This window comes from Pseudomonas khorasanensis, assembly GCF_014268505.2.
GTDB classification, from domain to species: domain Bacteria; phylum Pseudomonadota; class Gammaproteobacteria; order Pseudomonadales; family Pseudomonadaceae; genus Aquipseudomonas; species Aquipseudomonas khorasanensis.
Genome location: NZ_JABWQP020000001.1, coordinates 1076079 through 1090756 on the forward strand (window position 1 = coordinate 1076079; position 14678 = coordinate 1090756).

The following is a 14678-nucleotide window of genomic DNA, read 5'->3' on the forward strand; positions in this document are numbered from 1 at the left end:
TTCGAGGCCGCTTTAAGTCCGGGAATGTGTAGGCACCTGTTAACCGAGCATTTCGCGCAACCGATACCAGAACATCCCCAGCGCCAGCAGCGGTGAACGCAAGGCCGGACCGCCCGGGAACGTCATGTGCGGCACGCGGCTGAACACGTCCAGTCCCTGGCTGTGACCGGCATGAATGGCCTCGCCCAACAACTTCGCGCACCAGTGGGTCACGTTCAGGCCATGACCGGAATAGCCCTGCGCATAAAACACATTCGGATGCTGCTTGAGCCGACCGACCTGGGGGAAGCGGTTGGCGGTGATGCCGATCTTGCCGCCCCATTGGTAATCGATGCGCACGTCGGCCAGTTGCGGGAAAACCTTGAGCATCTTCGGGCGCATATACGCCGCGATGTCTGCCGGGTCCCGCCCGGAATAATGACAGGCACCGCCGAACAGCAAACGTCGGTCCGCCGAGAGCCGGTAATAGTCGAGACCGACCTTTTGATCGCACAGCGCAAGGTTCTGCGGGATCAACTGCGCAGCGCGGGCTTCGGACAAAGGCTCGGTGGCGATGATGTAGCTGCCGGCAGGCAGCACTTTGCCGCTGAGTCCGGGTTCGAGTTCGTCAAGATGCGCGTTGCAACCGAGCACCAGGCTGCCGGCGCGCACGGAACCGGTCGCGCAGCGCACCTCGACCGTCGGGCCATGGACGATTTCCAGTACCGGGCTTTGCTCGTAGATGCGCACGCCGAGCGATGCGGCGAGTCGTGCTTCACCCTGCACGAGATCCAGCGGATGCAAATGGCCCGAGCCCATGTCAATCAGACCGCCGGCATACACGCTGGCGTCAACCACTTGCTGACGAATCTGCTCAGGGCCGATCAGGCGCGTTTGGTGGACGTAGCCAAGTTCACCGAGGCTGTCCTGCTCGTGCTTGAACGCGGCGAACTGCGCCGCCGTGTTGGCCAGCTCACAGAAGCCCCAGCGCAGGTCACAGTCAATGGCGTTTTCAGTGATGCGCTGGCGCACCAGTTCCACCGAATCGATGCCGGCGCGCTGCAGATAACGCACACCGTCCTGGCCGACATAACGGGCAAAACCCTCAACCTCATGACCGATGCCGCGAATCAACTGTCCGCCGTTACGCCCGCTGGCGCCCCAGCCGATGCGACGGGCCTCCAGCAACACCACGGACAAGCCGCGCTGCGCCAATTCGATCGCCGTGTTGACGCCGGTGAAACCACCTCCGATCACGCACACATCGGCAATCAAATCGCCGTCAAGCGCAGGGTAGGGCGTGGCTGCCCGCGCGCAAGCGGCGTAATAGGAGCGGGCGTGTTGTTGGCTGTGCTGATTCATTTGTTCGACTTCACTTTGCTCCAGGACCGGGTCATCAGACGCATGATGGCCTGGGGCGGGGTAGAGGAGATGTAGAGCTTGTCGAGGACGGACTGAGGCGGATAAACCTCTGGGTTGTTGACCAGTTCCTGATCCATGAACGGCTTGGCGGCCGGGTTCGGGTTGGCGTAACCGACGGCGGCACTGACTTTGGCGATCACTTGCGGATCGAGCAGGTAGTTGATGAAGGCGTGGGCCTCCTTGGCGTTGCTCGCATCGGCGGGAATCGCCAGCAGATCGAACCAGAGGTTGGAACCTTCCTTGGGAATGGCGTAAGCGATGTTGACGCCGTTCTTCGCTTCTTTGGCGCGGTTGGCGGCCTGGAACACATCGCCGGAATAACCGAACGCGACGCAGATATCGCCATTGGCCAGGTCCGACACGTACTTGGACGAATGGAAGTAGGTGATGTACGGGCGAATGCTCAGCAGCTTGGCCTCGGCTTTCTTGTAGTCCTCGGGTTTTTCGCTGCGCGGGTCCATGCCCATGTAGTTGAGGATGGCCGGGAACACTTCGTCGGCAGAGTCCATCATCGACACGCCACACTGACTGAGCTTTTTCAGATTTTCGGGTTCGAACAGCACCGCCCAGGAATCGATGCGATCAATGCCGAGCACTTGCTTGACCTTGTCCACGTTGTAACCGATGCCGTTGGTGCCCCACAGGTAAGGAACGGAGTGCTCGTTGCCCGGATCATTTTTTTCAAGCAATTCAAGCAGTTTCGGATCAAGGTTATTCCAGTTTGGTAACTGTGCACGGTCCAGTTTCATGAACGCCCCGGCTTTTACCTGACGCGCGAGAAAGTGGTTGGACGGCACCACCACGTCATAACCGGTGCGACCGGCGAGGAGCTTGCCTTCGAGGGTTTCGTTGGAGTCAAAGACGTCGTAGACCACCTTGATGCCCGTTTGGCTCTGGAAGTCGGCAAGGGTGGTTTCGCCGATGTAGTCGGTCCAGTTATAGACGCTGACCTGGGGTTGAGCATGGGCTACGGCGCTGAACAGCACGCTCAGCGCGACCGGGAGAACGGATTTCAACAGACGCATATCGACACCTTTTTTTTGTAATGATCGTTCCCACGCTCTGCGTGGGAATGCCTCAACGGACGCTCCGCGTTCGGCTCTGGATGGGACGCAGAGCGTCCCGGGATGCATTCCCACGCGGAGCATGGGAACGATCAATTTCTCAGGCTTTACACCATTCCACAGGGATTGTGCTGACTCGTCTCAGACGCTGAGCAGCAGGAATTCGCGCTCCCATGAACTGATCACGCGCTTGAAGTTTTCGTGTTCGGCGCGCTTCACCGCCACGTAGCCACGGACGAATTTGCTGCCCAGGTACTCGGTCACTTTCAGGCAGTCTTCCATCTGCGTCAGGGCTTCTTCGATGGTGATCGGCAGGCGCAGGTTGCGTCGCTCGTAAGCACGGCCTTCGACGGCTGCGCTCGGTTCGATCTTCTCGACCATGCCGATGTAGCCGCACAGCAGGCTGGCGGCAATCGCCAGGTAAGGATTGGCGTCGGCGCCCGGCAAACGGTTCTCCACCCGCATCGACTCCGGCCCCGAAGTTGGTACCCGCAGACCCACCGTGCGGTTCTCTTCGCCCCATTCAACGTTGACCGGCGCCGAGGTGTCCGGCAGGAAGCGGCGGAACGAATTGACGTTGGGCGCGAACATCGGCAGGACTTTCGGGATGTACTTTTGCAGGCCGCCGATGTGATGGCGGAACAGCTCGCTCATCGTGCCGTCGGCGTCGGCAAAAATCGGCTGGCCGGTGGCGATATCGACCACGCTCTGGTGCAAGTGCATGGCGCTGCCGGGCTCGTCGCCGATCGGTTTGGCCATAAACGTCGCGGTGACGTTGTGCTTGAGCGCCGCTTCGCGCAGGGTGCGTTTGAACACGGTGATCTGGTCGGCCAGATCCAGCGCATCGCCGTGGCGGAAGTTGATTTCCATCTGCGCCGGGCCGTCTTCGTGGATCAACGTGTCGAGGTCCAGGCCCTGCAGTTCGCACCAGTCGTAGACGTCTTCGAACAGCGGGTCGAATTCGTTGGCGGCATCAATTGAAAACGACTGTCGGCCGCTTTCGGCACGGCCCGAGCGGCCCAACGGAGCCTTGAGCGGCAAGTCCGGGTCTTCGCAGCGCTGGGTCAGGTAAAACTCCATTTCGGGCGCGACAATCGGCTTCCAGCCCTTGTCGGTGTACAACTGCAAGACTTTCTTCAGCACGTTGCGCGGCGACAGTTCGATCGGGTTGCCGAACTTGTCGAAGGTGTCGTGGATCACGATGGCGGTCGGCTCGATCGCCCAGGGAATCACATACATGGCATCGGACACCGGCTTGCAGACCATGTCGATGTCAGCCGGGTCGAGCAAATCGTAGTAGATGTCGTCGTCGACAAAATCCCCGGTTACCGTTTGCAGCAGCACACTTTCCGGCAGGCGCATGCCTCGCTCATGCAGGAACTTGTTGGTCGGTGCGATCTTGCCGCGGGCGATGCCGGTCAGGTCGCTGACCACACATTCAACTTCGGTAATCTTGTGATCTTTCAGCCACGTGAACAGCTGATCGAAAGGGGCATTCATAAAGACCTCGTTATTGGTTTTATAGACGCCGGGGAGGGCGGGTTTCATCTTCCGCCCCTTCCCCTGTGGCGCGTTGGCGACTATCTTGGGCGCGGCTTGCGATTCCATCTATCCACTTTAAGCAGCACCAAAGCGCACCAAAAGAGTGCGCAAGGTCACCCCATGACAACGTGCAATTCGCTACTGGTTCAAGCGTTCAACACCGCCGATGTGGCCGAGCAAATCCGCGCCACGCCGGGCTGGGTCCAGCATTATCAGCAGATGTCGCCCGGGCATTTCGCCGGGCAGATTCGTTATCTGGATCTGCAAGGCGTCGAGGTTTACGAAGAGCAGATGAACACCCGGGTCGAACAGAATTTCAGTGCGCCTTCGGGTGCGCTGGCGTTCTGTTTTGATCGCAGCGACAACGCGCTTTATCTGCTCAATGAAGAGAGCCGCAACATCTGGATCACGCCGGAGAACTACCGGGAGATTGCTGTAGTGTTCGGGGCGGATTTTGTCCGCCAGCACGGTCTGGATGTGGCGAAACTGGAAGGCCTGTTCATGGCGCCGCTCAACTGCGGACAGAACGTTTTGTTCAGTGGCTGGTTAAGCTCCATTCTCACGAAGATTTCGCAAGCTGTTGATTCAATGGATAAAGATCGCCTGACTCAGCAGCTGCTTGAGGACTGTCTGTTCATCCTCGACAACGCCCGCACGAGCCTAGACCGCGGCGCACTGCAGCGGCGCAACGAGGAACGCAAGATCATGAAACGCGTGGGGGAGTGGGCGGCTGATTCGCCGGAAGAGGCGCTCAATCTGCTTGAACTGGCGCAGGTGGCGGGGGTGTCGCTGAGGCAATTGCAACAGGCCTTCAAGGCCTACACGGGAATGACGCCAAGTCACTGGTTGCGCCTGCGTCGGTTGAACAGCGCGCATCGGGAATTGCTCAAACGCCGCCCGACCGAAACCACCGTGGCAGAAGTCGCCATGCACTGGTCGTTCTGGCATTTGGGGCGTTTTTCCAGCAGCTATCGGGCGCTGTTCAAGGAGCTGCCGAGCGAGACGCTGAAGCGCGGGTGATGTCTGCAGCCCTAATCGGCGCTGACACGTTTGAAGGACATTGAAAGGGACCTTTTGATGGATCGGGCCATGGGTCTTTCTATTTGCTCGTGAATTAACCAGGAAACACTGATCATGAACGCCACGGTGCCCCAGAGCAGCACGTGAGGGTTTACCGCCGGATAGGCGATGTTGAAGATCATGAAACCGATCATTTGATGCAGCAGGTAAAGCGGATAGGTCAGCGCGCCCAGGGCTGTCCAGTTCCAGCGTTGCAGGGCTGCCATGCGGTTCGTCGCGATCAACAGAAAGATCACGAAAAACAGCACAACCATGGCGCAGATGATCAGCGGGTTGTAGTCGGTCGAGTATTTGCTTTCGATCTCTGCCGCCCAAACCACTGCGGTGAAACTCGCCAGTGCCAGCGCACCCACCAGCAGCAAAACGCGCAGCGGGGTGAAGCCTTTGGCCCAGACCAGATAAAACGTTGCACCGGCGATAAACCAGGCCGCGTAATCGGTAATCAGCATCGAGCGCAGCTTTTCAAATTCCAGTACCTCGGCGGTTGCGGAGATCAACAGCCAGGCCACCATGCAGGGCTCGATCCTGTCTATTTTCTTCAAGGCCAGGAGAACCGAAATCATCAGATAGAACTTGATCTCAACGAACAGCGACCAGTACACGCCGTCGATGGGCTCGACATTCATCATCTCGCTCAAAAACGCCATGTTGACCACGTATTGATAAAAATCAGCGCTGAACCGTGGCTGCCCGACGGCAAGGGTGACCAGAAACGTAATCGTGCAGCACACCCAGAAGGCCGGGCAAAGGCGGACCACGCGGGAAATGAAAAAGACCCTCAGATTGTTGCTGGAGGCGGTCATCAAAATCACGAAGCCGCTGATCATGAAGAACAGCTCGACGCCCAGATAGCCGTACTTGGCAGGCTCAGCCAGGAGCGGGTAGGGCATCGCCGACATGTCGCCCTTGGCGTATCCGCGAAACGCGTAATGAAAAAACACCACGGCCATGGCCGCCAGAAATCGCAGCAAATCCAGTTCCTTGAGCCGTCGGTTGTTCATGTAAATGCGCTCCAGACTGATCAGCGCTGATCAAAAACTGACGACTCTGCCGAGTTGATTTCGACTCAAGGCGCAAGCTGAAACAGCAGTGGCGGTTCACGGCGCACTCCCGGCCTGGGACAGCGATGAACGGCGTTGCCACATCTTGATGTAGTCAATTTCAAACGTTGAGGGGAGGTCCGCATCATCGACCACGCCGAACCATGACCACATGGCCTCGCTGTCGAAGACGATTTCCATGGGAAAGAAGAAGTGCTTGTTTCTCGATTCCCTGACCAGTACGCCATCGACATACCAGCGCAGGGTATCGGGCTGCCAATCGAAGCCGTAGACATGAAAGTCATCCGCCAGGCGCCATGGACTGATCCAGATGCTGCCATCGGCGATGTGCTCGGTGCTTTGCGGCGTCGCCCACAGGTGAGCATTCATGTGATAGGAGCGGTCCAGGGCGCCGTTCCTGGTCTTGCCGGCGATTTCGAAAATGTCGATTTCGGTGGCGTTATCGGCCATGCCCGTCCAGGCCAGCCAGAACGCGCTGGAGCCTGCGGAATTCATCGGTTTGGCGCGCGCTTCGTAATAGCCGAACAAGCCGCGCTCAAGGGTGCGGACCATGGCTGAGGTGTAGTCCTTGAAACCGAGCTTGACGTACTTTTCCGGCAAGGTTTCCTTGCGAAAGACGATGTTCAGGTTGCCATTGCCGACGCTCGCGTTTCGCTCGGTATACAGCGCTGGTTTGCGGCCCAGCGATTCGTTGCCGATGCCGTTGTTGACGTGCCAGCGTGTCCGGTCGAGGGTGCTGCCGTTGAACTCGTCGGACAGCTTATCGTTGAGTACCCACTGCCCGGCATTGGCCTGGTCAGACAGCGGCAGATTCGGGTTGTTTCGGGCCGGTACTGGACCGAGCGGTCCGACCCGGGTCCAGGTATCCGCGACCCGGGGAATGGCCACCGACCATCTCTCCGCCAGATACTGAAACGCCTGCTGGCGCTCGGCGAGGGAGGCAAACGCACGGTCGTAGACCAGCACCTCGGCAATGTCGCCGCGAAAGTTATCGGCAGTGCCGACCGCGTTACGCCCGACGCCGTAAGGACCAATCGGCACATCGTGAAGCTCCAGCACCGAAACAGTGGTCGCATACGCGGCGGTCTGTTGCAGGCTGATGGCGAAATTCGGCAGGACGTTATCGTTGTCAGCGGTTTGCGGGCGTGAGCTGAACAAGCGTTGCCAGGGATCAACCTCGGCCTGTTCGGATGTGCGCCGGGACACGACCAGCACCGTCACCGGGCCTTTGGCGCTGCGGATGGCTTTGCCGAGAAACCCCGACACGCCACTGAAACGCACGACTGCGCGACCACCTGCCGCGTTTGGCAGCCATTGTGGCGCCGAGCCGGGATTGTCGACGGTCGCGTCATGGCCGTTGCCGGATTTGTCGTTCCAGCGCAGCACGCGGTTCTGCTCATCAAGCTTCACGCTTTGCGCATCGGTCGCGTCCAGCCATAGCACCAACCCGGCGGCGGGGACACCGGGTGGCGCTTGCGCCGCGTTGCCCGCCAGAGCAACGCACAGCCACCACAGGAACAGCGCGGCTTTGAATTTCATCTGGCCGCGCTCAGTGCCGCAATCTTGAATGAAGACTGGTACCCCTGCGGATTGCACGATTGCCACCGCCAGGCATCGACGATCATTTGCGGCAGATCGCGCTGCGCGGTCCAGCCCAATTCCCGTTTGGCCTTGCCGGGGTCTGCAAAGCATTTGGCAATGTCACCCTGGCGGCGAGGTGCAAAGCGATAGGGAATGGCGATGCCGGTGATGTCTTCGAAGCTGTGAATGATCTGCAGCACGCTATAGCCAACGCCGGTGCCGAGGTTCCAGACATCTATGCCGCTGTTTTGCTGCAACTTCAGCAGGGCCTTGAGGTGGCCGATGGCGAGGTCCACTACATGGATGTAGTCGCGCACGCAGGTGCCGTCGACGGTGGGATAGTCGCTGCCGTACACCGTGAGCTCAGGGATCCGGCCTATGGCGACCTGGGTCAGGCAAGGCAACAGATTGTTGGGATGTCCCGTGGGGGCTTCGCCGATCATCCCGCTCTCGTGTGCACCGATCGGGTTGAAGTAGCGCAACAGGGCGATGCTCCAGCGCGGATCGGCGTGGCACAGATCGCTGAGCAATTCTTCGATCATCAGTTTGGTCCGGCCGTAGGGATTGACCGGTTTGCCGGTGCCGAGATCTTCGGAAATCGGCGTGCGTGTCGGCTCGCCATAGACCGTGGCCGATGAGCTGAACACCAGCTTGAACACATCGTTGCGGGCCATGGCCCGGCACAGCTCCAGCGTACCGGCGACGTTGTTGGTGTAGTAGTCCAACGGGTTGCTCACGCTTTCTGCGACCGACTTGAGGCTGGCGAAATGCACCACGGCATCGATGTCATAACGGCTGAAGATGTCGTCGAGCAAGCGCGAATCACGGACGTCACCCTTGATGAAATCGACCTTGGTCAGGGTCAGTTGCTCAAGACGCTTGATGCACTCCCGACAGCTGTTGCACAGGTTGTCGAGGACGAGCACGTGCCGCCCGGCATTGATCAGCGCCAACGCGGTATGGGAGCCGATGTAACCGGCCCCGCCAGTAATCAACGTAGTTTTGCGCATGGATAGGTCTTCCTGTTTTTTCGGGGACTGAATTCAGCGAGCGGTGAACACCGATTTGAATTCCTGCGGCCAGCGCGGGTGCAGGACGCTATACGCCACGGCATAGCTCAGCGCGCCCAGCAAAATGTTGCATGCCAGGTGGAGATAGCCTTGAATGCCCAGCTGCGGCGACAGGGACAAAACAGTCGCGACCATCACCAGAGAAGCCAGCACACTGCGGTAATTGGAGTTCAAGAACCGACGCCAGCCGTAACCGACGGCGGCATTGAGCCCGCGGATCTGCAAGGGCGTGATCATCAGCATGCGCGCCAGCAGCGCAATGGCTGCGGCCATGCCGCCATAAACACTGCCGAAGACGTACACCAGCAGCAGCGCCAGCACCGTCGTGACTACCTCAGCCTTGATCGTGAGGTGGCTGCGGTTGACCGCTACCAATGCGGTAGTCGCGTACATTGCCGTGTTGCCGATGGCCGCTGTGCACGCCAGTACTTGCAGCAGAGGAATGGCCTCTGCCCACTTGGCGCCGAAGATCAACAGAATGAGGTCGCTGGCCGTGAGGGCGATGCCGAGGAACAGCGGCGTCAACAAAAAGCTGCTCACTACCGTGGAGTCGCCGATGATCCCGAGCAGGCGCACCGGCTCGGTGCTGCGCCGGGAAAACGCCGGCAGCGCGTAGCTCAGCAGGCCGTTATAGATCGCCGTACGCGGCAGGTCGATGATGCGCATGGCCATGTTGAACATGCCGACCGCATTTGCCCCGGCAGTCATCCCCAGCACCACGTTGACCCCGCGCTGGAGGGTCTGTGAACTCAACGCGTTGATCGCGACGGGCGTGCCGGCCCTTAGCAACTCGCGCAAGAACGGACCGTCGATATAAAAGGCGATGCGTCGCGGATCTGCGCGCATCAAGACGATGATCGAGACGAACTCCATGACCAGCGCCTGGGCAATCACGGCCCAGGCGCCCAATCCACACAACGCGACAGCGATGCCGGCGACGCCGCCGACGACCTTGCCCAGCAACGTGCGCGAGGCGAGCATCTTGAAGTTGCCGCTACGGCGCATTTGCGCCACGTAGACACGCGCCATCATGGTGAACAGGATCTTCACCGAGGCCAGCGCGGTCATCAAGCGCAGTATTGGGTCGGAGGTGTAAAACATCACCGCCACAGAGATCAGCACAATCGACATCACGCTGACCAAAACCGCCGCCCAGAACGCAGTCGAGATGTGCCTGTCCTCCAGCCGCTCCAGACGCACCAGCGGATCTTCCAGTACCGATGAGTAAATCAGCCCGACCAGCTCGACGATGGCAATGATGATCGTGCCCACCCCCAGTTCGGCCGGCGACAGCAGCCTCGCATAAGCGACGAACGTGATCATCGACAGCAGAATCAGGCCGAATTTTTCGGTGAAGATCCAGCCGAGGGTGACGAGGCGGGGATTGGCCATGGCAGGTACCGATTCATTGAACGATGGTTGACGCCGGTGCCTTGCGCCATGACTTGGCGAGGGCATAAAGGTAACGCAAGGTCGGTTTGCCGTGATCGAAGATCAACGTTTGCCAGGAGTATTCGAACATTCGCCGGTAAACATCGAGCACCTCGACATGCTCGCCGCGCCGGGAAAAGGTATTGAGGAAATCGGTGTGATTGCCCAGCACGAAGTCGATGTGTTGCTGTTTGCTCAGTTGCGCGCCATAGCGTTCCAGATACACCTCAATGAACCTGATTTTGTTCTGGTAGTGCTTTTTCGGTTGCGCGGTCATGTTGCCGTCGTTGACCGTACGCTCGAGCAGCACCTGCGGCACGGTGTGGATCTCCCAGTGTTCGGCGATGCGGGTCCACATGAAACGGTCTTCGCAGTAACGCAGGCCGGCATCGAAGCCGCCGAGTTGCAGCATGACGTCGCGCTTGACCAGCGCGGCGGAGACGCCATTGAGGACGTTGGCGTGAACGAAATCGTAAAAGTGCATGCCGCCCTTGCGCAGGTTGTCGAGTTGCCGCTTGCCGTTGCTGTAGTTGACCTGGGCGTAACAGTCGATCAGCCCGACCGGGCGACCCTGACGCTCGAGTTCGTCATACAGCGCCAGTTGCAGCTCGAGTTTCTGTGGGCGCCACTGGTCGTCGGCATCGAGCATCGCCACGAAGGTCTCCCGGCTGTGGCGCAAGCCGGTATTGCGCGCACTGGCCTGGCCTTCGTTGGGCTGCTGCAGCAGCGTCAGGCGAAACGGCGCGGCGAAGCGCCTGACCCGTTGCGGCCCGTCATCGGTAGAGCCGTCGTCGATGACAATGACGTGATCGGGCAATCGGGTCTGCTCGGCCAGCGACGTCAGCGTTTGCTCGATGCTGTCGGCGCCGTTGTACATAGGGATCAACACGCACACGGTATGCGCTGAAAGCGGGGCTTGGTTTCGCACGGGGCTTCTCCTTGTGTTACGCCTTGGCTGAATCAGCCGCAAATGCCCGGCCGGCCGAACGCTGACGCTGGGCTGCGGGTGATGACGCGGGGTACATGACAAGCCGATGCCGAAAAGACAGGGCAAGGGTGCAGAACACCAAAAACTCGGCGGAGCGGTAATTGGGGATCACATACGCGACATAGTTGGTGACGGCGAACAGCCCGATGATCACCAGAGCGCTGGCGCGGTACTGCGCTGAATGGTTTGCGGTGACGGCGCGGTATTGCTTGAACAGCGCTTCGCCCAGCAGCAACACCAGCGCGCTCAATTGTATGACACCGCCGTTAAGCAGGGTTTCGACGTAGCCACTGTGGGCGTTGCCGATGTAGCCCCAGCGCGTGATGAAGGCATCGGCATCCGGACTGGCCCAAAAGGCGCCGAAGCCGTATCCCTTGAGCCATTGCTGCTCGACAAACGGAGCGAGCAGTTCCCAGATCAGCGTGCGGTCGGTCAGTGAAGGGTCGCGGCCGGCGATTTCCAGCAGCCACGCCAGGTGGTTGTAAAGCAGCAGGCACACCAGCAGAAACAGCACCGTGCAACCGAAGAACAGCCACTGAGAGCGGTTGATTCGCAGGCGGATCAGCGTGAGGAAGTACCCGTAGCTCACGGTCCCGGAAATGACCAGTGCAACGCCGGTTGCCGACTGCGCCAGCAGGATGGCGATCAGCGAACACAACGCGCAGAACAGCGCCCGGCGATTGCCCTGGCGGATCATGGGCAGCAACAACAGGATGGCGACGGCATTGAGCCGTGCGCCGGCATTCTTTTCGGCAAAAATACCTTTGAAGGCGCCGTCGCGAATTCCCCCGGACAGAAACGCGACCTCGGGCATGACCAGCGCGAGCATCAGCCCGATAAACGCTGCCACGCCGATCGCACAGCCGAGCATGAACACGATCTTTTCCAGTGGGTAATTCCAGGCAATGAAACCGGCAAAAAACACCACGCCGAGCAGCGCAATAACGCGCTTGAGTGACAGCATGGGGTCATGGGACCAGCCGATCGAGGCGATGACGCAGAGCACAAAGAGCAGCAGGAAGAAGTTGCTGCGGTAGAAGGTTTTGCTGAGGAATACCTTGTGGCGAATAGCGAAAAACAACGGCACCAGGAGCGTGATGAGTCCGCAGACCTGATTGGCAACGCTGCCTTCGAGGTCTTTGCTGACATCGCCGAAGCTGAATCCGCCGCCCAGCCCAAGGACAAACGTGATCACCTGGATGTAGAAGAGCACGCCAAACAAGGCAAAGCCGTCACGCAGGGTCGTATATCTGATCGCCAGTGTGCTCATGATGCAGCGCTCCCGAGCATCGCGGTGAGGTAGGTCTGCACGGCACGGGTATTGGCAAACCGGGCGGCCGCCTCAAGTCGGGTATGGCGCTTGAAATTGCGCGGTGTACCCAGTTGCAGAACGATCGCCTGTGCCAGCGCGACCGCGTCGTCGACATCGACCAGCGGCGCCACCAACCCGTTGATGAGGATTTCCGCCGGGCCATGCGGGCAGCGCGTCGCCACGACCGGCGTGCCTGTGGCCAGGGCTTCTACCAACGCATTGGGACTGCCTTCGAAGCGCGACGACAACACAAAGCAATCGGCTGCAGCCACTTCCGCCAGAGGATCGGCGGTATAACCCGGCAGGTCGACACGATCAGCGAGGCCCAATGCACGCGCCTGTTCAAGCAATTGAGTCCTGAGCGCACCTTCACCGAAAATAATCAGACGCACGCCGGTAGTAGGGAGCGCAGCAATGGCCGTGATCAGCGTATCGAAGCCTTTTTGCCGGGCCAGACGGCCCACGGCGACGACCACTGCGTCGGACTTTTCCAGCAGCCAGCGGTGGCTGGGCCGGCCCGGCCGTTTTTTGTAGAAGTCGTCGTCGAGCACTGGATTGTCAGCAATGGTCACGTCCTGGCGACGTGCGATGGTGGTATCGACGAGGTCCTGGGCAACGCCTTTCGAAACGCAGATCACCGGATTGGGAATCAGCCGATACAGCAGCGGTGCCGCCCAGTAGGCGAGCCTTACCGTGAAGGCAGGGTTGACGTGCTTATCGTGGGAAAACGCATTGCGCTCACTGACGTGCAACCGTGCCAGCGTGCCCGACAGCGCGGCCGCCGCGATTGCAACGACGTTGACGTGGGTAAGCACCGCCAGTTGCGCATCAAAGCGATTGGCCCGCAGAAATCGCGCCAGCGCCGGCACCGCACGAGCGCTGCGGGGGCTTTGCAGTTCCACGGTCTTGACGCGCGGATCGAGACAGGCCGCGTTGATCCCGCCACCGGTGAGCAGCAGCAATGTCACGTCGTTACCCGCGTCGACCAGCGCACCGGCCAGGCGTGTCATCATTTTTTCAGCCCCGCCCGCGCCGAGGTCGTGCAGGATGATCAGGAATTTTTTCATTGATTCCATACCTGGTAATACGCCTGCGCCGCGTGCTGGCTGGTGTAAGGCCGGAGGGCGTCGGTCACGCTTTTTTCGTTCGGCATCACGTCATCCCGGGAGGTCAGGCTGTGCAACATGCCCTCGGCCAGTGCCGGTACGTCGTTGGCCTTGACCAGCAGGCCGAGCTGACCGTTGTTCAGCAGTTCCCTGGGACCGGTTTCGCAGTCGCAGGCCAGCACCGGCGTACCCAGCGCCAACGCTTCGATCAGCACGGTCGGCATGCCTTCGTGGGTGGAACTCAAGATGAACAGCCGCGCGTGCCTGAGCAGTGGGTAGGGGTTGCTCAGAAACCCGGTGAAGTGCACCCGCTGCGCGATACCCAAGCGCTGCGCCTGAGCAATCAGTGTGTCGCGCATCGGCCCGTCGCCGGCAATCACCAGATCCGGCAGGGCGCGGTGTTGCGACGCCAAGGCGTAGGCATCGAGCAGCAGATCAAAGCCTTTCTGCTGCGTCAGTCGTCCCAGCCCTAACCAGTAGGCATCGGGCAATCCGGCGACCAGTGGCGCCCGTGAGGCCTGGAACAATTGCTCGGTGATGACTGCGTTGGGGCAATAGCTGATTCGCTGTCGTCCCCACGGTAACAAGCCGACCAACGACTGGCGCAACGCAGCCGAGACCGTAACAACCTTGCCGCTGCCGCACAGGTACAAGGCATAGAGCAGGCGCAAGCTCGAAGGGCCGGTTTTCTGCTCCTTGCAATCGAGGGCGATGTGCCGGCTGTAGATGACTTTGCAGGCACTGCCCAGCGTTGCAAACCAGGTGCAGACGTTGGCCTGTTCCTTGGCGGATACAAGGTGGGTCACCTGTTCATCACGAATGAGCCGGCGCAACAGCACGATTGAGCGGAGCAGGCCGGCGACGCCGTTGCCGCCGCCACGGTGGTGGCGTTGATCACCTTCGGTGTCCGGGGTCTCGCCATTCATGACGAAGAAACTCACGCGCCGGCCATCCTTGAGAAATTGCTCGGACAACCGTTGCTGCACGCGCTCGACGCCGCCCCCCGATTTGAAATCCTTGAGAATGAACAGAATGTGCATGG

12 protein-coding genes are annotated in these 14678 nt (G+C 60.0%); 1 reads left to right on the plus strand and 11 read right to left on the minus strand.

The features are described from left to right. Positions 1-39 precede the first annotated feature (39 nt). The 3 genes from HU727_RS04985 to HU727_RS04995 form a co-directional block, all read right to left on the minus strand. The gene (locus tag HU727_RS04985; protein ID WP_186528666.1) at positions 40-1341 is read right to left on the minus strand and encodes an NAD(P)/FAD-dependent oxidoreductase; all 1302 of its coding nucleotides are present in this window, start codon (positions 1339-1341) and stop codon (positions 40-42) included. Beyond that, positions 1338-2426, minus strand: a complete 1089-nt coding sequence (locus HU727_RS04990) for a polyamine ABC transporter substrate-binding protein (protein WP_186528668.1) — start codon at positions 2424-2426, stop codon at positions 1338-1340. Before HU727_RS04990 ends, HU727_RS04985 begins: the two co-directional genes overlap by 4 nt. A 180-nt stretch (positions 2427-2606) precedes the next feature. Then, complete coding sequence (locus HU727_RS04995) at positions 2607-3965, minus strand: glutamine synthetase family protein (protein WP_186528670.1); 1359 nt, start codon at positions 3963-3965, stop codon at positions 2607-2609. Positions 3966-4127: 162 nt separating this feature from the next. Here HU727_RS04995 and HU727_RS05000 point away from each other — a divergent pair, with 162 nt between their 5' ends. Further along, entirely contained in the window at positions 4128-5027 is a 900-nt protein-coding gene (locus HU727_RS05000; protein ID WP_186528672.1) for a helix-turn-helix domain-containing protein, read from the plus strand. Between the two features lie 11 nt (positions 5028-5038). Here HU727_RS05000 and HU727_RS05005 read toward each other — a convergent pair whose 3' ends face one another. The 8 genes from HU727_RS05005 to HU727_RS05040 form a co-directional block, all read right to left on the minus strand. Beyond that, positions 5039-6088, minus strand: coding sequence for an acyltransferase family protein (locus HU727_RS05005; RefSeq protein WP_186528673.1), 1050 nt, complete (start codon positions 6086-6088; stop codon positions 5039-5041). Positions 6089-6184: 96 nt separating this feature from the next. Beyond that, the gene (locus HU727_RS05010; RefSeq protein ID WP_186528675.1) at positions 6185-7687 is read right to left on the minus strand and encodes a family 16 glycosylhydrolase; all 1503 of its coding nucleotides are present in this window, start codon (positions 7685-7687) and stop codon (positions 6185-6187) included. Next, positions 7684-8739, minus strand: coding sequence for a UDP-glucose 4-epimerase GalE (gene galE, locus HU727_RS05015; RefSeq protein WP_186528677.1), 1056 nt, complete (start codon positions 8737-8739; stop codon positions 7684-7686). Before galE ends, HU727_RS05010 begins: the two co-directional genes overlap by 4 nt. A 33-nt stretch (positions 8740-8772) precedes the next feature. After that, complete coding sequence (locus HU727_RS05020) at positions 8773-10191, minus strand: oligosaccharide flippase family protein (RefSeq protein WP_186528679.1); 1419 nt, start codon at positions 10189-10191, stop codon at positions 8773-8775. A 13-nt stretch (positions 10192-10204) separates the two neighbouring features. After that, positions 10205-11158: a glycosyltransferase family 2 protein gene (locus HU727_RS05025; protein ID WP_186528681.1), complete on the minus strand. Its 954-nt coding sequence runs from the start codon at positions 11156-11158 to the stop codon at positions 10205-10207. 16 nt (positions 11159-11174) lie between these two features. Further along, complete coding sequence (locus HU727_RS05030) at positions 11175-12488, minus strand: O-antigen ligase family protein (protein WP_186528683.1); 1314 nt, start codon at positions 12486-12488, stop codon at positions 11175-11177. Then, on the minus strand, positions 12485-13597 hold the full coding sequence (locus tag HU727_RS05035) for a glycosyltransferase (protein ID WP_186528685.1): 1113 nt from the start codon (positions 13595-13597) through the stop codon (positions 12485-12487). Before HU727_RS05035 ends, HU727_RS05030 begins: the two co-directional genes overlap by 4 nt. After that, the gene (locus HU727_RS05040) at positions 13594-14676 is read right to left on the minus strand and encodes a glycosyltransferase (protein WP_186528687.1); all 1083 of its coding nucleotides are present in this window, start codon (positions 14674-14676) and stop codon (positions 13594-13596) included. Before HU727_RS05040 ends, HU727_RS05035 begins: the two co-directional genes overlap by 4 nt. Between the last annotated feature and the right edge of the window lie 2 nt (positions 14677-14678).